This window comes from Pseudomonas sp. MDT2-39-1, from assembly GCF_054898085.1.
In genome coordinates this window covers 4706823-4726501 of the sequence record NZ_CM142716.1, presented here as the reverse complement: position 1 = coordinate 4726501, position 19679 = coordinate 4706823, and the positions used below count along the sequence as shown (strand labels likewise).

Sequence of the window (19679 nt, the reverse complement as noted above, 5' to 3'; positions counted from 1 at the left end):
GTGAAGGTTCGACGACACCGTGTCGGCGAGCTAACCAGCCCAGGTACATGGCGCCCAATGACTTCTAAAAATAATCCGGCCACTACGGTTTCCGATTTGACACTGAGCCCCGCGGCGAACAGCCCCTCATCGTCGAAGCCATTGATCCCGTCGCGTCCGCTGGCCAGTCAGCAATACCTGTATTTCACCGAAACCAATACCGACCGCATCCTCGATAACCTCGATGGCCTGCGCGACATGGTGTTTCCGCGCCCACCGCACCTGGAAGGCGACAACGAACAACACAACGACCAGGAATTCCCCTCGGTGTGCCTGATCGGCCTGGGACGTTGCGGTTCCAACATTGCGCTGGACGTCGCGGAACTGGTGTACAACGCCCGCAAGTTCTACCTCAACGAATTCAATAACGAAGACCGTCTGTCGCCGGACAAACGCTACGCCGAAAAGGGTTACAGCCCGGCGCAGTGGATCCGCAACAACCTGCGCCTGGGGCCGAACAAGGCCACCAAACCGGTGTTCCTGGTCGAGCCGCTGGTGATGCTCGGCGACCTGGACAAAGACATCGCCGGTCGCATCCGCTTCTCGCGCAAGGGCGAAAAAAGCGGCTTCCTGCGCGACTACAGCAAAATGAAGATCATGGACTTGTCGGAAGTCCACGCCGGTGGCGCCGGTAACGCGCCGATCCTCGGTCAGTACCTGGCCAAGATCATCCTGAACAAGGACACCCAGCGTTTCTCCAGCCCTGACTGGAAAATGATCCACTCGTACCTGATCGACAGCTGCGGGATCAAGGCCAACCAGTCGCGCCTGTATTTCTCGATCTTCAGTGCCGGCGGCGGTACCGGTTCGGGCATGGCCTCGGAATTCGGCCTCGCCCAGCAGCACTCGTACATGAACAAGACGTTCGACACCAAGCCGATGGATGAACACGACGGCAAGAGTGGTCATTCGTTCGTCTTCGAGCCGATCTTCACCAGCGGCATTTGCGTGCTGCCGAACATTTCCGACCACCGCAGTGAAATGTCTGAGGCGCTGCACATCAACGCCGGTCGCTTGTTGTGCAAATACCTGTCGGAAGAGTGGGACTTCTCCTACAACTTCGCCAACGAAGACAGCAGCGAAGCCAGCGTCATGGGCCGTATCCGCCCATGGAACGCCATGATGCTGATCTCCAACGACATCATGCGTTATGCCGAAGAAAGCGATGATGGCAACATCCAGAACATCGACGTCAACGCGATGGAAAAGCACGCCAACCAATACATCTCGCAGCAGATCTTCAACATTCTGACGGCGCAAGCGGTCACGACTGACTACGACCAGAACTATTTCCGTCGTGCCGGCATCGACATCGGCGAAACCATTCGCCTCGACGCCAACGACCTGTTCATGAGTCTGGCCGGCCCGGTGGCGATTGCCTACGCCGAGTCCGTGGTACCGGAAACCCCGCCGCCGAGCAGCGACAAGTTCAAGGTGTTCGAGAAAGAGCCACAGCGCCTGAACATCGATGACTTGTTCTTCCGCTCCATCGACTTGCCGCACTTCAACAAAGTGACCCAGGCGATCGAAGGCATCAGCCTGTTGCCGATCGAGTCCAAGCGCTATCGCGCTTCGCTGGAGCAGTACAAGAATTCCGGTTATGACGCGGCCGCGTTGCACGACCTGCACTTCTTCAAGAATTGCTCGTCGGTGGTGTCGATTGTTTCGTTGCCCAAAGACTACAAGCTGTCCTACATGGACCTGAACCGGTTGAAGACCCACCTCAACAGCCTGTTCCCGAACACCACGCTCAAGCGTTACGCGCTGGTGATCGGCGCTTCGGCCAACTTGTCGTTGACCACCCTGATCGCCAAGAGCCCGTGCCTGTCGGACGACTTCCTGACGCTGATCGTGGCGTTCATCAAGCGCTGCTTCGCGAAGAACCCGTACCGGTTCGACGACACGCTGGATAACTCGATCCTGGACTTCATCATCAATGAAGACTTCGACGAAGACCTGATCGACGACTTGCTCAATGAGTTCGAGAACCCGGCGAAGATTCTCGACACCAACTGGTACGCGATCAAACCGATGTACGAGAAGAAGTACCGCGAGCTGATCAACGACAAGGACAAGTTTGTCTCGATCAACGACATCCGTTTGTCGCGTGACTGCGTGAAGAAGGCGATCAAGTACCTGCGTGAGATCTACCGTCACCGGATTGGCAAGACCAAGGTTATTTCGCTGAATAACCATACTGGCAAGACGTTCTCGGTCTGACGTGACACCACGTCGCCGCCTTCGCGAGCAAGCCCGCTCCCACATTCGATCGAGTTCCCCCAAAGGGATTGCGATCAAATGTGGGAGCGGGCTTGCTCGCGAAAGCGGCATCAGTTTCACCACAAATCCCAACATTCAGAAACAATTAAGCAGCCCAAAGGCTGCTCAATAAACTGTTCCCGTTACGTTTACGTCACCCTCGCCAAGACCCTTCTGTGGCCTTTCTCTACGGCAACGTGCCATCACGCTACTCACCTACACACTTTTAGTCGCCGACCAAGCGCACCAACAAAGTGCAGGCAGTCAGCTCGTCGCCCTTTCCTGGATCAGAATCCACGGCGAAACGACCACTGCCCACAGCTCCGGATCGCGCTCGAAAAGATCCAGCGCCCGCGTTTCAGACAGCTTGGCGACCTTGTCGGCGGCCAGCCAGGCAGCCACTTTCTCGCCTTCGTCAGTCGCGACTGCCTCCGCTGCAGCAATCAAATCCAGACCGGGGTCGACCCACAATAGGGCACCCTTGGCGAAGAACGGCTCAAGCTCCTTCCAGGTAATAGATGCGGTTTCACCAAGCAGCTTGGCATAGAGGGTGCTAGGTTCTTGATTCATGGGCGCTGTCCGGAAAAGAAAATCGACGTAATCATAACGTTGGTGGTCTGGCAGAAAAACCCGGATGCAATTGAGTTACCGATTGAAAACAGCAGGAAAGCCAAGGATTGCTGATATTTCAGCTATAACCCCCGCCGCCATTCTGTCTTTTTCTTTCAATAAAGCGACACCCTCAGGTTTTGCCCCCTGGCGCCAGCTTCCCAGGCCCACAATTGGCGCTCTACACTGTACCGGTACAGTTGCCGGGGGCATTTTCCGGAGGATATCGAAGATATCTGACCCGGTTCTGCTGCTACGGCGCCAGGACTATAAAAACTACAACAGTAAGAGTGGAGCACTATGACTAAGGCTACTAAGCAGATTTCCAAACTGTTTGCCGCTATGGTTCTGGCCGGGGTTGCCAGCCATTCGTTCGCAGCTGACACCATCAAGATCGGCATCGCCGGCCCTAAAACCGGCCCTGTAGCCCAATACGGCGACATGCAGTTCAGTGGCGCCAAAATGGCCATCGAACAGATCAACGCCAAAGGCGGCGTAGACGGCAAGCAACTGGTCGCCGTTGAATACGATGACGCCTGTGATCCAAAACAAGCGGTAGCGGTCGCGAACAAAGTCGTCAACGACGGCGTCAAGTTCGTGGTCGGTCACCTGTGCTCCAGCTCCACTCAACCGGCTTCGGACATTTACGAAGACGAGGGCGTGATCATGATCACCCCGGCTGCCACCAGCCCGGACATCACCGCCCGTGGTTACAAAATGGTGTTCCGCACCATCGGTCTGGACAGCGCCCAGGGCCCTGCCGCCGGTAACTACATCGCCGATCACGTAAAACCGAAGATCGTTGCTGTTCTGCACGACAAACAGCAATACGGTGAAGGCATCGCCACCGCCGTTAAAACCACACTGGAAGGCAAAGGCGTCAAGGTTGCCGTGTTCGAAGGCATCAACGCCGGCGACAAAGACTTCTCTTCGATGATCGCCAAGCTCAAGCAAGCCAACGTTGACTTCGTCTACTACGGCGGCTACCACCCGGAGCTGGGTCTGATCCTGCGTCAAGCACAGGAAAAAGGCCTGAAAGCCAAGTTCATGGGTCCGGAAGGCGTGGGTAACGACTCGATTTCGCAGATCGCCAAGGACGCTTCCGAAGGTCTGCTGGTAACTCTGCCGAAATCCTTCGACCAGGATCCGGCCAACATCGCCCTGGCTGATGCGTTCAAAGCGAAGAAAGAAGACCCGAGCGGTCCGTTCGTGTTCCCGGCCTACTCGGCTGTGACCGTGATTGCCGACGGCATCAAGGCCGCCAAGTCCGAAGACACTGCCAAAGTGGCTGCTGCCATCCACGCAGGCACCTTCAAGACGCCTACCGGCGACTTGGCCTTCGACGACAAGGGCGACCTGAAAGACTTCAAATTTGTGGTTTACGAGTGGCACTTCGGCAAACCTAAAACTGAAGCAAAACCTCAGTAAGGCGCGGCCAAACTGACTGCCAATAAAGCCCACGGCGTGCCGTGGGCTTTGTTTTACGAACGTATAGGGCCGCGCTGGCGTGATCCGCCAGTCTCCCCACCTGAAAATCTCAAAACCGTCATCAGCGGTTCGCTGGCAAACCTCGCGTTCGAAGTGGATGCAGATCCACGGGGCTCGAGCGGGAAAATGACTCCACCAGTGAAATGCGTATCAGGTTTTTAGGAGCGCTGTAATGCCTGACATCTATCACTTTTTCCAACAACTGGTTAATGGTCTGACCATTGGCAGTACGTATGCCCTGATCGCCATCGGCTATACGATGGTTTACGGCATCATTGGAATGATCAACTTCGCCCACGGCGAGGTGTACATGATCGGCTCCTACGTGGCGTTCATCGCCATCGCCGGGCTGGCCATGCTGGGACTCGACAGTGTTCCGCTGTTGATGACTGCCGCTTTCCTCGCGACCATTGTCGTGACCAGTGCCTACGGTTACAGCATCGAACGGATCGCCTACCGCCCCCTGCGCGGCAGCAACCGTCTGATCCCGCTGATTTCCGCCATCGGCATGTCGATCTTCCTGCAGAACACGGTTCTGCTCGCGCAAGACTCCAAGGACAAATCCATCCCCAACCTGATTCCGGGCAACTTTGCCTTCGGGCCAGGTGGCGCACATGAAGTGCTGATTTCCTACATGCAAATCGTGGTGTTCGTGGTGACCCTGGTCGCCATGCTCGGCCTGACGCTGTTCATCTCCCGCTCTCGTCTGGGTCGCGCCTGCCGTGCCTGCGCCGAAGACATCAAGATGGCCAACCTGCTGGGTATCAACACCAACAACATCATCGCCCTGACCTTCGTCATCGGTGCTGCACTGGCGGCCATCGCGGCTGTGCTGTTGAGCATGCAATACGGCGTGATCAACCCGAACGCCGGTTTCCTCGTCGGCCTCAAGGCCTTCACTGCCGCGGTACTGGGCGGTATCGGCAGCATCCCCGGCGCCATGCTCGGCGGGCTGGTGCTCGGTGTCGCGGAAGCTTTCGGTGCCGATATCTTCGGCGACCAGTACAAGGACGTTGTGGCGTTCGGTCTACTGGTTCTGGTGTTGTTGTTCCGGCCAACCGGCCTGCTGGGCCGTCCGGAGGTTGAGAAAGTATGACTAGGAATCTTAAACAGGCGTTGTTCAGCGCCTTGCTGGTATGGGCAGTTGCCTACCCGGTACTGGGTCTGAAGCTGACCATCGTCGGCATCAACCTCGAAGTCCATGGCACCAGCAATGCAACACTGATCACCATCGCCGTGTGCTCGGTCCTGATGTTCCTGCGTGTGCTGTTCGATCAGCAGATCAGCTCGGCCTGGCGTTCTTCGCCCAACATGCCGTTGATGCCGGCCAAGGCCAGTAACTTCCTGACCCTGCCGACCACTCAGCGCTGGATCATCATTGCGTTGATCGCCGGCGCCCTGGTCTGGCCGTTCTTCGGCTCTCGCGGTGCGGTGGATATCGCCACTTTGGTGCTGATCTACGTGATGCTGGGCCTGGGCCTGAACATCGTGGTCGGCCTGGCCGGTCTGCTCGACCTGGGTTACGTCGGTTTCTATGCCGTCGGTGCCTACAGTTATGCGCTGTTGTCGCACTACTACGGCCTGAGCTTCTGGATCTGCCTGCCGATCGCCGGCCTGATGGCGGCCACCTTCGGCTTCCTGCTCGGCTTCCCGGTACTGCGCCTGCGCGGTGACTACCTGGCGATCGTGACCCTGGGCTTCGGTGAAATCATCCGTCTGTTCCTGCGTAACCTGACCGGCCTCACCGGTGGCCCGAACGGCATCAGCAATATCGAGAAGCCGACGTTCTTCGGCCTGACCTTCGAACGTAAAGCGGCCGAAGGCATGCAGACGTTCCACGAGTACTTCGGCATCGCTTACAACTCGATCAACAAGGTAATTTTCCTGTACCTGGTTGCCCTGTTGCTGGCCCTTGGCGCGCTGTTCGTCATCAACCGCTTGCTGCGCATGCCGCTGGGGCGTGCCTGGGAAGCGTTGCGTGAAGACGAAATCGCCTGCCGTGCGCTGGGTCTCAATCCTACGGTCATCAAGCTCTCGGCCTTCACCTTGGGCGCCAGCTTCGCCGGTTTTGCCGGCAGCTTCTTCGCTGCCCGTCAGGGCCTGGTGACACCGGAGTCGTTCACCTTCATCGAGTCGGCGATCATTCTCGCCATCGTCGTATTGGGTGGCATGGGCTCGCAGCTGGGCGTGATCCTCGCGGCCGTGGTGATGATCCTGCTGCCTGAAATGATGCGTGAGTTCAGTGAGTACCGCATGTTGATGTTCGGCGCCTTGATGGTGCTGATGATGATCTGGCGTCCTCAAGGCCTGCTGCCCATGCAACGTCCTCACATGGAGCTGCGCAAATGAGCCGCGAGATCCTTAAAGTCGAAAATCTGAGCATGCGCTTCGGCGGCTTGCTGGCGGTCAACGGTGTGGCCCTGACCGTGCACGAAAAACAGGTCGTGGCGCTGATCGGCCCCAACGGTGCGGGCAAGACCACCGTGTTCAACTGCCTGACCGGCTTCTACAAGCCGAGCGGCGGCAGCATCCTGCTGGACGGCGAACCGATAGAAGGCCTGCCGGGCCACAAGATCGCCCTCAAAGGCGTGGTGCGGACCTTCCAGAACGTACGGTTGTTCAAAGACATGACCGCGGTCGAGAACCTCTTGATCGCCCAGCACCGTCACCTGAACACCAACTTCCTGTCCGGCCTGTTCAAGACCCCGTCGTTCCGCAAAAGCGAGCGCGAGGCCATGGAATTCGCCGAGTTCTGGCTGGAGAAGGTCAACCTCACGCAGTTCGCCAACCGCCCGGCCGGCACCCTGGCCTACGGTCAGCAACGTCGTCTGGAAATCGCCCGCTGCATGATGACCCGCCCGCGGATCCTCATGCTCGACGAACCGGCCGCCGGCCTGAACCCGAAGGAAACCGAGGACCTGAAGGCGCTGATCAGCATGCTGCGTGAAGAGCACAACGTCACCGTGCTGCTGATCGAACATGACATGAAACTGGTCATGAGCATTTCCGACCACATCGTCGTGATCAACCAGGGCACGCCCCTGGCCAACGGCACACCGGAACAGATCCGCGACAATCCCGAAGTGATCAAAGCCTACCTGGGGGAAGCGTAAATGCTGCAATTCGAAAACGTTTCCACCTTCTACGGCAAGATCCAGGCGCTGCACAGCGTCAACGTCGAAGTCCGTCAGGGCGAGATCGTGACCCTGATCGGCGCCAACGGTGCCGGCAAGTCGACCCTGCTGATGACCCTCTGCGGTTCGCCGCAAGCCCACAGCGGCAGCATCCGCTACATGGGTGAGGAACTCGTCGGCCAGGACTCCTCGCAGATCATGCGTAAAAGCATCGCGGTGGTGCCGGAAGGTCGTCGGGTGTTTGCCCGTCTGACCGTGGAAGAGAACCTGTCCATGGGCGGATTCTTTACCAACAAGGGCGATTATCAGGAACAGATGGACAAGGTTCTCGGGCTTTTCCCACGCCTGAAAGAACGCTTTGCCCAACGCGGCGGCACCATGTCCGGCGGCGAACAGCAAATGCTCGCCATTGGCCGTGCGCTGATGAGCAAACCCAAGCTGCTGCTGCTCGACGAGCCATCGTTGGGCCTGGCACCGATCATCATCCAGCAGATCTTCGACATCATCGAACAGCTGCGCAAGGATGGCGTGACCGTGTTCCTGGTAGAGCAGAACGCCAACCAGGCGCTGAAAATTGCCGACCGTGCCTACGTTCTGGAGAACGGCCGGGTGGTGATGACAGGCACTGGCGAAGCACTGCTGACTGATCCGAAAGTACGTGAAGCGTATCTGGGTGGTTGAGTCTTTGCGGTAAACAAAAAACGGCCTTCGGGCCGTTTTTTTTGTGGTGGGTAATCTGCCGATACTGGGGTATCGGTAGATCAGGTTTCGCCGCTAAAAAGCCTCAGTAAGGATTACAGTCCTTCGCTACAGCCGTGGCTTGGTCGACGTAAGGCCGTGCCGGTTCAAGGTTCCATTCGGGCTTGTTCCTGGCAGGCCTGTCGTCGAAGGTTGCCGCCAGATGACATACCATTTGCCGGCGGAGTGACCCGCCATTGACGCTGTACTGCCGCCATTGCTCATCGTTTTTATGCTTGTTGTACAACTCGGCAAACATTCTGTCGGTCTGATCATCCTTGATAGCGCGGCCGCAAGCGGTAGGCACTACCGAAAGCGACCAGGTGTTCGGCCCTAGCACTGGATCGGGACGTTGTACCCAGGTGCTTGATTCGATGTACTTGTCACAGAATTGTTGCGTCGGCGGCTGCGTGGTTTTGACGCACGAGAAGGTGGCCTTGCTGGTCGGGGTTCTGGGGAAATCAATCTTGACGATGTTGCGATCCTTGCCCGTCTTGGCTTTATAGTCCCGCTGATTGGCCATGGCATCGTTCAATCCACGTTGATCGCTGACAAAAAAAGCCAGAATCGGTAGCTCGTCGTCTTTAGGGTTGCCCAAGCGTAACTCTGTCTGGGTTTGAAACTCACGGCTATTGATGACTTTCCTTGCCCCCATGAAGTTGCGAAAGGCGTCTACCCGATCCTTGCTGCTCATGGGGTTGCGCATATTGAAGCCACACTGCAACTGGTCCTGCTTTTTGTCGTTGCTGAACCTGGTGAAATGCGCGACCCAGGCATTCGGGCTGAGGATTGGTGGCGCCATGGCCTGGCATACGGCTTCGGTCTGTGTGGTGTTTTTGTTGTTTCCACAGCCTCGGTCATCTCGAAAGTCGGTCCAGGCGTCATTAGGAAACGCACAGTAGACATGCACCGGCGTCTCGGGATCGCGTACCAGATCTATTGGAGCGATGAGGTAGCCGTTCTGGGTGCTCATGCCAGGATCTTCATAACTGATGCCGTCGGCACGCATATAAGAGGCGGCAAAAGTACCCTTCTCTATTGCTGTCGGGCTTGGATTCCATACATCCCATTTCTGCCCCTTTGCCGGGTCGGCCCGATGCGTGCCCCTGATCATCAATCCCGAGCAGTCCGACGCTGGATCCGGCCCGCAACTATCGACTGTTTTGTTGTACAACGTTTCAACCTTTTTTAGTGTCTCTTCGCATGACTCGGCATGGGCCCATGTCGCCTGAACCAGCAGCGGGAACATGAGTAATGGGGCGATCCTGTTCAGACGTTTTTTCATGGCTTGCATCTCCTTGATTAGCCAAAACACACCTTTAACGCGGGACCGGGTTGCAACCCGCGGCCCGAGTCTCGCTGTCCGACAACGCAGGCCTGAGAGGCTCGAGATTCCAAGGCGTCTTGCTGCGGTAATTGGCCACGACGCAGCTCAATTGCTGGCGCATGCTGCCGGCAGAATGTTCATTGTCACGCCAGTTGCTATCCGCGCCTTTGAGGGCGAACAGCTGGTCGTACAGAGCCACGGCCTGCTCGTTGGGCAAGGCGCGACCCGCCGCCGTGGGCACCACGCTCAAGGTCCACTCATCCTTGCGGGTGCCGGGGTCGTAACGCTTGACCCAGTCGGCAGAGGCGATGTATTGCGGTGCCTGAAGGGGCAGTGGGTTGCAACCAGCCTTGGCCGCGTCCTGGGGACTGACATTGGGGCGGAAAGGCTCCAGGTTCCATTCGGTCTTGGCCGGATAGTTCTGGATCAGACAGCTCAGTTGCTGGCGCATGCTGCCCGGTGATTTCTCGTTGTCGCGCCACTGGCTATCGGCCCCACGCAGCTCGAACAGTTCCTTGTACAAGGCGTCCTGGTCGCTGGCCTGAATCGCCTTGCCCGGGGCGCTGGGTGTGACCTTGAGGGACCATTCGTTTTTCTTGCTGCCCGGGTCGTAACGCTCGACCCAGGTCGCGGAAGCGATGTACTTGGGCGCGGGTACGACCGGCGCGGGCTCTGCCCCGCCGGCAACCGTCAGGTCTATCGCCTGGTCGGCGGCGACATAGCTGAAACGCTGCTCCGCAGGCTTGGTGAAATCCAGCCGCAGGATCGGCACGCTGTAGCCCTGGGCCTGGAGTTTCTTCTGGAAGTTGCGCGCGCTGGTCAGGCCATTCTCCGGTTTCGGGGGTGCCTGGTCACCGCGGGTGGCGAAGTTCTGCGTGCTGTTGACGTTGTAGATGAAGGCATCGATGTGTTTCATGTTTTCGCTGCCGTCGTTGGTTGCCGAGGCATTCTTCAACATGAACTCGTTGACCTGGCCACTGAAGGAGAAGGGGTCCTTGTTGGTAGTGTTCGGCCGGGACTCGTGAACCTGAATCATGGCGTTCCAGTCGCTGGGTTTTTCCGCGTTCCAGGAGCACTGGCTTTGTTGTATCGGTCCCTTCCACAGCCCGGTGTATTTCTGGGTCCATTGCTCGGCGGTGCTCACCCCGGCTTCCGCGCAGGTGCCGTAAGCCGCGGCGGAATTGCGGTTGTTCATCACGCCTTGGGCCGCGCGCGGAGGCTCGCGGCTGTCGAAAAAGCCGCAGCCGTACCATTTGCGCTCCGGCCCGGTACCACCATCGAAGGCGAAGATGCAGGTCCAGCCCTGCTCCTTCACCGGTAAGCTCAAGGCTGCAGCATCTGTTGGAGTTCGCAGGATGAAACCGGCCGGGTGAACGAGGATTCGGGTGCTCAGATCCTTGCGGATCCATGAATAGGAAGTCGCGCCGATCTTGATCGCGTAGGGGCTGTAGTCCCAAGGGTTGAAGGGTCCGTCGTTGACCATGCGCAAGGTCACGCCGCTGCAGTAGTAGAGACCACGCGCGGCACCGGTATCGGGTTCCTGGCAAGCGTCCTTGAGGGTGTTGTAGTTGTGGTTGATGCGCATGAGAGTGTCCAGCGGATCAAGCAGCGGCTGGGCGGCAACCGTACAGAACACCAGGGGCAGAGTGCAGGCCAGGGCAAAAGACGAACGCACGGCTGCGTACATTGCCGACCTCAAGGTCTGCCTTGCGGTGATAAGCGACCCGCTCTCTCCACCCGCAAGCTGCAAAGTCGACGGCAACTGCAAACCTGAGGCTGATTGATCATTCGTCATGAGGCGCCGTCCTTGGCAAAGAGGCCCGGGAGAATGGGCCGTACAGGTGCCTATAGAACATCCTCGACAGGCGGTTGGCTACTGTCAGAAATTACAGGTAAGCGCTGTTTCGCGACGAACGGTCGTTTGCTATTTGAGCCCGTTTGTTAATCAACAACCCACGCAAAGCATGGGAATGATCACCCCAGTAAAAAAGTTTGAGCTCGGCTGTAACGCATCACCACCTCGTTTCTCTAAAGGGACAAGCAAGCGCAAATCGCTTGTTAAAAACCCTGACTCAAACCGGAGAACTATCATGACTGCTACTACCCGCACCCTGTCCGCCACCGCCCTCGTTCTGGCCCTCGGCTCTGCGCTGAGCATGGCCGCTGTCTCCACCGTCCAGGCCGCCGACAACAGCAACATGGAAAAATGTTTCGGCGTGTCCATGAAAGGTCATAACGATTGCGCAGCTGGCGCTGGCACCACGTGCGCAGGCACCGCGAAAACCGACCACCAGACCAACGCCTGGAAACTGGTTCCGAAAGGCACCTGCGCCACCACCGAAAGCAAGACCTCGCCGACCGGTTTCGGTCAGATGGAAGCCTTCAAAGCCAAAGCCTGATCCGCCTCCCAGCCTGAGTGTCGACAATGAACAATTCACCGTTCGGGCTCCCGCCCCGCGCCGGGCTGGGGCTCAAGACCGGGCACTTTCGTGAAGTGCTCGGTTCACAACCGGACATCGGTTTCTTCGAAGTCCACGCCGAAAACTACATGGTGGCCGGCGGTCCTTTTCATCACTATCTGGGGTTGATCCGCGAGCAGTATCCGCTGTCGCTGCACGGTGTTGGCCTGTCCATTGGTGCCGAAGGTCCGCTGGACCTTCAACACCTGCAACGCCTTGCCGAGTTGATCGAGCGCTATCAACCCCACTCCTTTTCCGAACACCTGGCCTGGTCCAGCCATGGCCCGGTGTTCCTCAATGACCTGCTGCCGCTGGCCTACGACAACGCCACGCTGAACCGCGTCTGCGAACACATCGATCAAGTGCAGACCACGCTCAAACGCCCAATGCTGCTGGAGAACCCGGCGACGTACCTGGCGTTCAAGCGCTCGACAATCGATGAAGCCGACTTCATCAGCGAAGTCATTCGCCGCACCGGTTGCGGGTTGTTGCTGGACGTGAACAACGTCTATGTGTCGAGCATCAATCATCAACGCGATCCTTTGGCCTACATCGACGCCCTGCCCCTTCACGCCGTCGGTGAGATTCATCTGGCCGGATTTGCAGAAGACACCGACAGCCTCGGTGACCGTCTGCTGATCGACGATCATGGCGCGCCAATCGATAACGCCGTGTGGGCGCTGTACGTGCAAGTGCTGGAGCGCGTCGGCCCGATGGCGACACTGATCGAACGCGACAATCACCTGCCGGCCTTCAACGTGCTGCACACCGAAGCGCGTCAGGCCGATGAGTTGTTGCTGTGCGCCGGGGTCCGGCCATGAGCAATCAAGCCGATTTCGCCGCCGCCCTGCTCAATCCGCAACAGCCGTGCCCCGACGGATTATTCAGCGTAAATGGCGCCGATCCGGCCAGCCGTTTTACGGTGTATCGCAACAATGTGCAGAGCTCGCTGATCAACGCGCTGACGGACAGTTACCCCGTGGTTTTGCAATTGGTCGGCGAGGAGTTCTTCCGGGCCATGAGCGGAATTTATGTGCAGAGCACCCCGCCACGGAGCCCTTTGATGAATGGCTACGGCGATGATTTCGCAGCGTTCATCGAAGGCTTTGCGCCCGCCGCCAGCGTGCCTTATCTGGCCGATGTCGCCCGATTGGAGCGACTGCGAGTCATGGCCTATCACGCGGCCGATGCGCAGCCATTGGGTAACGAACAGATCGCCGCAGCACTCGCCGATCCGCAAGCCCTGAGCGAGTTCACTGTCGAACTACATCCCTCCCTCAACCTGTTGAATTCAACCTACGCCGTGGTCGCGATCTGGGCTGCGCATCAACAGGAAGCGACGCTGACGGGGATTGATTTGACACAGGGACAACACGCGCTGGTGCTGCGTAACGGTCTGGACGTTGAAGTGTTTGCCATCGATCAGGGTGCCAGCGCATTCATCCAGAACCTGCAAAACGGCCACTCACTGTTGCAGGCGTTGGAAGCAGCCCCCGCCTTCGACCTCAGCCAAACCCTGGCGCTGCTGATCAGCCGCAACGCCATCACTCATTTACACAAAAACAAGGTATCGCCATGAACACCCGGACTGAATCACAGAACCCCATCACCCGCGCCATCGCGTTACTGGAGATGATCCCCCACACTCTGATCGCCTTTATCGCGCGCTTCTCCATCGCCGCGGTGTTCTGGAAGTCCGGGCAAACCAAGGTGGAAGGCCTGGCCATCGACCTGTTTGACGGCTCCTTCCAGCTGGGCGTGCCACATCTGGCGGACTCGACCATCCCGCTGTTCCAGAGCGAGTACCACGTGCCGTTGCTGTCCCCGGAACTGGCGGCGCACCTGGCAGCCTTCGCGGAGCATTTCTTCCCGATGCTGATCCTGATCGGCTTCGCCACGCGGTTCTCGGCGCTGGCCTTGCTGGGCATGACCCTGACCATTCAGCTGTTCGTGTACCCCGATGCGTATCCAACCCATGGCACTTGGGCCGCCGTTCTGCTGTACCTGATGGCCACCGGGCCGGGCAAGTTGTCGATTGATCACCTGATCGCCCGACATTTCTCCCGCTAACGCAGCCCCCTGTAGGAGTGAGCCTGCTCGCGATAGCGGAGTGTCAGTCAGCATCATTACTGGAATGTCACACCGCTATCGCGAGCAAGCTCGCTCCCACAGGGGGTTAGGGTGTGAGTGGCTATTGCTGAAGACGGGCCAACGCCTCGCCGCTGCGTTTGAACCACTCGATCAGGTAGTCCGCCAATACTTGAGTGCGTTTCGGCAGGCCGCCCTGATATGGATGCACCAGGTACATCGGCATGCTCCGCGTCTGATAATCGCGCAGGAGCCAGCGCAAGCGTCCGTCAGCCAATTCCGTTTGCAGCAGATAGGATGGCAACCGTGCAATGCCCGCACCCGCCAGCGCCGCTTTTTTCAGCAGGTTGTAGTGATTGCTGGCAAACGGTCCCGAGACCCGCACCCGCAGCAATTCGTGCTGCTGGTGATAAAGCCATTCTTCGCGACCACTGTAATGGCTGTTGAGCAGGCAGCGATGCTCGGCCAACGCCTGGGGCGTCTGCGGCTCACCGTACTGTTCGAGATAGACCGGGCTGGCGCAGGTCATTTCATGCCAGGCCAACAACGGACGCGCGACCAGGCGTTGGTCATTGGCCACTTCGGATCGGATGGCCAGGTCAAAACCGTCTCGGGACAAATCGTGAAAGCTGTTGTTGAGGTCCAACTCGATCTGCACCTCGGGATACTTGCGGGAAAACTCCAGCAATAAGCCATCGAAGAACGTTTCACCCAGCGACACCGGAACCGTCATACGCACCGGCCCGGCCATGTCGTCCTTCAACCGCGCCAATGCCTGACGCGCCTTCTCGACTTGTACGACCAGCGCCTGGGCTTGTGGCAACAGCGCCGCGCCTGCCGCCGTCAAACTCAAACGGCGGGTGGTGCGCTGCAACAGGACGACGCAGAACCGAGTTTCCAACAGGCTGATGCGCTTGGACAGCTGCCCCTTGCTGCAACCCAATTGCTGCGCCGCCAAGGTGAAACTGCCCGCTTCGATCAACACCGCGAACGCCGCCAGATCATCCATCTCGCTCATGGATTGTTTCCATTTGAAAACCAAAGGTTGCCTATTAGTGCGCTTATCAACAGAAAAAACCACTCTAGACTGCAACCTCGTTCAACCACATCGAGGAACAGCACGATGAAAATTCTTTTGATAGGCGCAGGCGGCACCATCGGTTCAGCGGTCGACAAAGAGCTGGCCCAGCGTCACGACATCATCCGAATCGGCCGTAACAGCGGCGATTTCAATGTGGATATCAGCGACAGCGCCTCGATCCGCAAGCTGTTCGAGCAAACCGGCAAGTTCGATGCCCTGGTCTGCGCGGCCGGCAACGTCACCTTCGCGCCTCTGGATGAAATGACCGAAGAAAGTTTTGCGCTGGGCCTGAAAGACAAGCTGATGGGCCAGGTCAACCTGCTGCTGATCGGCCGTGAATTCGCCAATGACGGCGCCTCGTTCACCTTCACCACTGGCGTGCTCAGCCACGACCCGATTCGCAGCGGCGCCTCGGCCGCATTGGTCAACGGTGCGCTGGACAGCTTCGTCCGTGCGGCAGCCATTGAGCTGCCACGCGGCTTGCGGGTGAACTCGATCAGCCCGACGGTGCTGGTCGAAGCCATGGGCAGTTACGCGCCGTACTTCCGTGGCTACAAGCCGGTTCCGGCAGTCGATGTGGCGTTGGCTTACGCCAAAAGTGTAGAGGGCCTACAGACCGGCCAGACCTTTCACGTCGGCTGAAACACCACCATCACTGTAGGAGCGAAGCTTGCTCGCGAAAGCGTTGTGTCATTCACGACGATGCTGGAGGTACTGGCCCCTTCGCGAGCAAGCTTCGCTCCTACGGGAGATCGAACATCGCCGGGGTTGTGATGAACGGTCAGGCTGCGTAACGTGGCGGCACTTGTCTGGAGAGCCGAAGATGCGTGTTGCCCGTTCCTTAGTCCTTGTTGCCCTGCTTCCGTTGTTCGCTGCCTGTCAGTTGCTGGATGGCCCGCGTGAAAACGCCTCCCACGTGGGCCAGACGCGCATGCAGGGCCAGTTGACGGCGGCGGACGGCAAGTTGCTGTTCCAGCCGTGCAATGAGCAGCGCAGTTATGTGGTCAACGACACCGGCGGCACCAGCGTCCTCCAAGAGGCCGCGACCCTCGCCGATGCTCAGGGCAAGCTGTTCGCCGACGTGCGTGGGAACATCGTTGCCGATAGCCGCCTGGATCTGGAGCAGTTGTACCGCGTCGAACGCTCGGGCACCGCGTGCGATGATCCCAATTTCAAACTGCTGATCCTGCGCGCCGCCGGCCACTCGCCCGAATGGAACGTCAAGGTCAGCGGCAAAGGCATGGTCATCGACCGCGCCGGCCAGCCACCCCTGGCCTTGCCGTACGTTGAAGAGCAACTGGGCGATGGCCGTTTCAACCTCAGCACCGAAGCCAATAACCAACACATCGAACTGTGGGTTGCGCCGCAACGTTGCGTCGACAGCACCACCGGCAGTGTCCAGCACATGAGCGCCGAGCTGCGCATCGATGGTCAGGTGCAACGCGGTTGCGGGTATTTCGGCGGCGCGCGTAACGACTGATCGTTTTTGCCTCACGGGAACGGCGTTTGGGGCTTATAATCGCGGCCTTCAAACGCCTTGGCGCAGTTGTGCGCCCCGCGAACCGGATCCTGTCATGTTACGAATCACCGAACTCAAGTTGCCGATCGACCATCCCGAAGAAGACCTGCGCCCTGCCATCGTGCAGCGCCTGGGCATCGCCAGCGATGACCTGCTCGATTTCACCTTGTTCAAGCGCAGCTACGATGCGCGCAAAAAGTCCTCTGAACTGTGCTTCATCTACACCATCGACCTCAACGTTCGCGATGAGGCTGCGGTGCTGCACACGTTCGCCGATGACCGTAACGTCAACGTGGCGCCGGATGTCAGCTACAAAGTGGTCGGCCAGGCGCCGGCTGACCTTGAGCAACGTCCTGTCGTCGTGGGCTTCGGTCCGTGCGGGATTTTCGCCGGGCTGCTGCTCGCGCAAATGGGCTTCAAGCCGATCATCCTCGAACGTGGCACCGAAGTGCGCCAGCGCACTAAAGACACCTGGGGCCTGTGGCGTAAAAGCGTGCTCAACCCTGAGTCCAACGTGCAATTTGGCGAGGGCGGCGCGGGGACGTTCTCCGACGGCAAGCTCTACAGCCAGATCAAGGACCCGAAATTCATCGGTCGCAAAGTCCTGCATGAGTTCGTCAAGGCCGGCGCGCCGGAAGAAATCCTCTACGTCAGCAAACCGCACATCGGTACGTTCCGTCTGACCGGCGTTGTGGAAAACATGCGTGAGCAGATTCGCGCACTGGGCGGCGAAGTGCGCTTCCAGCAGCGGGTCACCGACGTGTTGATCGAGGACGGTCAAATGGTCGGCGTCGAGCTCAATGGCGGCGAACAGATTCATTCCAAACACGTGATTCTTGCCTTGGGCCACAGCGCCCGGGACACCTTCCGCATGCTCCATGGCCGTGGTGTGTTCATGGAAGCCAAGCCGTTTTCGGTGGGTTTCCGCATTGAACACCCGCAGTCGCTGATCGATCGCGCACGCCTGGGCAAATACGCCGGCCACCCGAAACTCGGTGCCGCCGACTACAAACTGGTGCACCACGCCAAGAACGGCCGTTCGGTCTACAGCTTCTGCATGTGCCCGGGCGGCACCGTGGTGGCGGCGACGTCCGAACCTGGCCGCGTGGTCACCAACGGCATGAGCCAGTACTCGCGTAACGAGCGCAATGCCAACTCCGGGATCGTCGTCGGGATCACCCCTGAGGTCGATTACCCGGGCGGCCCGCTGGCGGGTATCGAGTTGCAGGAACGCCTGGAATCCCACGCCTTTGTACTGGGCGGCAGCAACTACGAAGCGCCGGCGCAACTGGTCGGTGATTTCATTGCGGGCAAGGCGTCCACCGAGTTGGGCAGCGTTGAACCGTCCTATAAGCCAGGCGTTGCCTTGGGTGATCTGGCGCTGGCTCTGCCCGCGTTCGCCATCGAAGCGATTCGTGAAGCACTGCCGGCATTCGAGAAGCAGATTCGCGGCTACTCGCTGCACGACGCGGTGTTGACCGGGATCGAGACGCGCACCTCGTCGCCGCTGCGCATCACCCGTAACGAGTCGATGCAGAGCCTGAACGTCAAGGGCCTGTTCCCGGCGGGTGAAGGTGCGGGTTATGCGGGCGGGATTCTGTCGGCGGGTGTCGATGGCATTCGCATCGCCGAAGCCGTGGCACGCGACATCCTCGGCCTCGAAACCTGACCGGCATTTCCTGAAACACCAAGAAACCCTGTAGGAGCGAGGCTTGCCCGCGAAGAACGATAACGCGGTCCTTCAGGAGGACCGCGTTAACTTCTTCGCGGGCAAGCCTCGCTCCTACAGGGGCAATGCGCGGCTTTAGATATTTGCGCGGAGTACGGTGGCTGGCAAAGGCTCCCCACGCTCCACACTCGCCGCCACAACATCCATCAACCCACTCAACTCATACCCCTGGGCCTTGAGCCAGTCCTGATCGTAATAGCTGGTCTCATAACGCTCGCCGCCGTCGCACAGAATCGCCACGATCGACCCCGACTCCCCCTCCGCCGCCATCTGCCCCGCCGCCATCAAGGCGCCGATCAGGTTGGTCCCGCTCGATCCGCCGACACGCCGTCCCAAATGCTGCGCCAGGTAATGCATGGCCGCCAGCGACAACGCGTCCGGCACCTTGACCATCGCATCGATCACCTTGGGCAGGAACGACGCCTCGACCCGTGGCCGGCCAATGCCTTCAATCCGTGAACCATGATCCAATCGCAGCGAGGCATCACCGGTCTTGTAGTAATCGAAGAACACCGAACGCTCGGCATCGGCGCACAACACGCGGGTGCAATGCTGGCGATAACGCACGTATCGACCGAGGGTCGCGGTGGTGCCGCCGGTGCCGGGGCTGGAAATCAGCCAGCTCGGTTCAGGGTGCAATTCGAAACGCATTTGCTGGAAGATCGACTCGGCGATGTTGTTGTTCGCCCGCCAATCAGTGGCACGTTCGGCGTAGGTGAACTGGTCGATGAAATGCCCGTCATGTTCGTGGGCCAGGCGCTCGGACTCGGCGTAGATCTGCGTCGGGTCGTCGACCAGGTGACTCTTGCCGCCGTAAAAGGCGATCTGCGCGATCTTCTCTTTGGACGTAGTCGCCGGCATCACCGCAATGAACGGCAACCCCAGCAACCTGGCGAAGTAGGCCTCGGAAATCGCCGTCGAACCGCTGGACGCTTCAATCACCGGCGCACCGGGTTTGAGCCAGCCGTTACACAAGGCGTAGAGGAACAATGAGCGCGCCAGTCGGTGCTTGAGGCTGCCGGTGGGGTGGCTGGACTCATCCTTGAAATACAACTCGATACCCGGGAAACCCGGTAGCGGCAAGGGGATCAGGTGGGTGTCGGCGCTGCGCTGGAAGTCGGCTTCGATGATCCGGATGGCTTCGCGGGCCCACTGTCGGTTGTCGCTCATGATGGTCTTCTCGTTGAATCGGACAAGAGTCGGCCTTGT

The 19679-nt window shown here is 59.0% G+C and carries 18 protein-coding genes; 13 read left to right on the top strand and 5 right to left on the bottom strand.

The window, feature by feature from the left end:
- The first annotated feature begins 57 nt into the window (after nt 1-57).
- Nucleotides 58-2259: a hypothetical protein gene (locus tag ACYZTM_RS22055; protein WP_131059286.1), complete on the top strand. Its 2202-nt coding sequence runs from the start codon at nt 58-60 to the stop codon at nt 2257-2259.
- A gap of 303 nt (nt 2260-2562) precedes the next feature.
- On the opposite strand, the gene ACYZTM_RS22050 is transcribed toward ACYZTM_RS22055, so the two are convergent.
- Nucleotides 2563-2868: a DUF2288 domain-containing protein gene (locus ACYZTM_RS22050; protein WP_461984643.1), complete on the bottom strand. Its 306-nt coding sequence runs from the start codon at nt 2866-2868 to the stop codon at nt 2563-2565.
- A gap of 339 nt (nt 2869-3207) precedes the next feature.
- On the opposite strand from ACYZTM_RS22050, the gene ACYZTM_RS22045 reads away from it, so the two are divergent.
- The 5 genes from ACYZTM_RS22045 (at nt 3208) to ACYZTM_RS22025 (ending at nt 8210) form a co-directional block, all read left to right on the top strand.
- Nucleotides 3208-4335, top strand: a complete 1128-nt coding sequence (locus tag ACYZTM_RS22045) for a branched-chain amino acid ABC transporter substrate-binding protein (RefSeq protein ID WP_131059284.1) — start codon at nt 3208-3210, stop codon at nt 4333-4335.
- A gap of 232 nt (nt 4336-4567) precedes the next feature.
- Nucleotides 4568-5491 (top strand): high-affinity branched-chain amino acid ABC transporter permease LivH, encoded by a 924-nt coding sequence (gene livH, locus ACYZTM_RS22040; protein WP_007947264.1) that lies wholly within the window; start codon nt 4568-4570, stop codon nt 5489-5491.
- Nucleotides 5488-6744 carry a high-affinity branched-chain amino acid ABC transporter permease LivM gene (locus ACYZTM_RS22035; RefSeq protein WP_461984640.1) on the top strand — a complete coding sequence of 419 codons (1257 nt, stop codon included), beginning with the start codon at nt 5488-5490 and terminating at the stop codon, nt 6742-6744. Before livH ends, ACYZTM_RS22035 begins: the two co-directional genes overlap by 4 nt.
- Nucleotides 6741-7508: a high-affinity branched-chain amino acid ABC transporter ATP-binding protein LivG gene (gene livG / locus ACYZTM_RS22030; protein WP_131059282.1), complete on the top strand. Its 768-nt coding sequence runs from the start codon at nt 6741-6743 to the stop codon at nt 7506-7508. The genes ACYZTM_RS22035 and livG overlap by 4 nt, the downstream gene beginning before the upstream one ends.
- On the top strand, nt 7509-8210 hold the full coding sequence (locus tag ACYZTM_RS22025) for an ABC transporter ATP-binding protein (protein ID WP_083374874.1): 702 nt from the start codon (nt 7509-7511) through the stop codon (nt 8208-8210).
- 103 nt (nt 8211-8313) lie between these two features.
- Here ACYZTM_RS22025 and ACYZTM_RS22020 read toward each other — a convergent pair whose 3' ends face one another.
- Nucleotides 8314-9552: a DUF2599 domain-containing protein gene (locus tag ACYZTM_RS22020; protein ID WP_461984638.1), complete on the bottom strand. Its 1239-nt coding sequence runs from the start codon at nt 9550-9552 to the stop codon at nt 8314-8316.
- 34 nt (nt 9553-9586) lie between these two features.
- Nucleotides 9587-11281, bottom strand: a complete 1695-nt coding sequence (locus tag ACYZTM_RS22015) for a DUF2599 domain-containing protein (protein ID WP_461984636.1) — start codon at nt 11279-11281, stop codon at nt 9587-9589.
- Nucleotides 11282-11684: 403 nt separating this feature from the next.
- Between ACYZTM_RS22015 and ACYZTM_RS22010 the strand changes: the two genes are divergently transcribed.
- The 4 genes from ACYZTM_RS22010 to ACYZTM_RS21995 are packed head-to-tail and all read left to right on the top strand — an operon-like array spanning nt 11685 to nt 14123.
- Entirely contained in the window at nt 11685-11993 is a 309-nt protein-coding gene (locus tag ACYZTM_RS22010; RefSeq protein ID WP_131059279.1) for a BufA1 family periplasmic bufferin-type metallophore, read from the top strand.
- Between the two features lie 26 nt (nt 11994-12019).
- Nucleotides 12020-12874, top strand: a complete 855-nt coding sequence (gene bufB / locus ACYZTM_RS22005; RefSeq protein ID WP_131059278.1) for an MNIO family bufferin maturase — start codon at nt 12020-12022, stop codon at nt 12872-12874.
- Nucleotides 12871-13632, top strand: a complete 762-nt coding sequence (locus tag ACYZTM_RS22000; RefSeq protein ID WP_461984633.1) for an HvfC/BufC N-terminal domain-containing protein — start codon at nt 12871-12873, stop codon at nt 13630-13632. The genes bufB and ACYZTM_RS22000 overlap by 4 nt, the downstream gene beginning before the upstream one ends.
- Entirely contained in the window at nt 13629-14123 is a 495-nt protein-coding gene (locus ACYZTM_RS21995; protein WP_131059276.1) for a DoxX family protein, read from the top strand. Before ACYZTM_RS22000 ends, ACYZTM_RS21995 begins: the two co-directional genes overlap by 4 nt.
- Before the next feature lie 121 nt (nt 14124-14244).
- On the opposite strand, the gene ACYZTM_RS21990 is transcribed toward ACYZTM_RS21995, so the two are convergent.
- A complete protein-coding gene (locus ACYZTM_RS21990) occupies nt 14245-15159 on the bottom strand; it encodes a LysR family transcriptional regulator (RefSeq protein WP_461984631.1) in 915 nt (304 codons plus the stop codon).
- Nucleotides 15160-15264: 105 nt separating this feature from the next.
- Here ACYZTM_RS21990 and ACYZTM_RS21985 point away from each other — a divergent pair, with 105 nt between their 5' ends.
- The 3 genes from ACYZTM_RS21985 (at nt 15265) to ACYZTM_RS21975 (ending at nt 18410) form a co-directional block, all read left to right on the top strand.
- A complete protein-coding gene (locus tag ACYZTM_RS21985) occupies nt 15265-15864 on the top strand; it encodes a short chain dehydrogenase (protein ID WP_131059274.1) in 600 nt (199 codons plus the stop codon).
- A gap of 181 nt (nt 15865-16045) precedes the next feature.
- Nucleotides 16046-16702, top strand: coding sequence for a COG3650 family protein (locus ACYZTM_RS21980; RefSeq protein ID WP_461984628.1), 657 nt, complete (start codon nt 16046-16048; stop codon nt 16700-16702).
- Nucleotides 16703-16796: 94 nt separating this feature from the next.
- Complete coding sequence (locus ACYZTM_RS21975; RefSeq protein ID WP_131059272.1) at nt 16797-18410, top strand: NAD(P)/FAD-dependent oxidoreductase; 1614 nt, start codon at nt 16797-16799, stop codon at nt 18408-18410.
- A gap of 135 nt (nt 18411-18545) precedes the next feature.
- On the opposite strand, the gene ACYZTM_RS21970 is transcribed toward ACYZTM_RS21975, so the two are convergent.
- Nucleotides 18546-19643 (bottom strand): PLP-dependent cysteine synthase family protein, encoded by a 1098-nt coding sequence (locus ACYZTM_RS21970; protein WP_178083818.1) that lies wholly within the window; start codon nt 19641-19643, stop codon nt 18546-18548.
- Between the last annotated feature and the right edge of the window lie 36 nt (nt 19644-19679).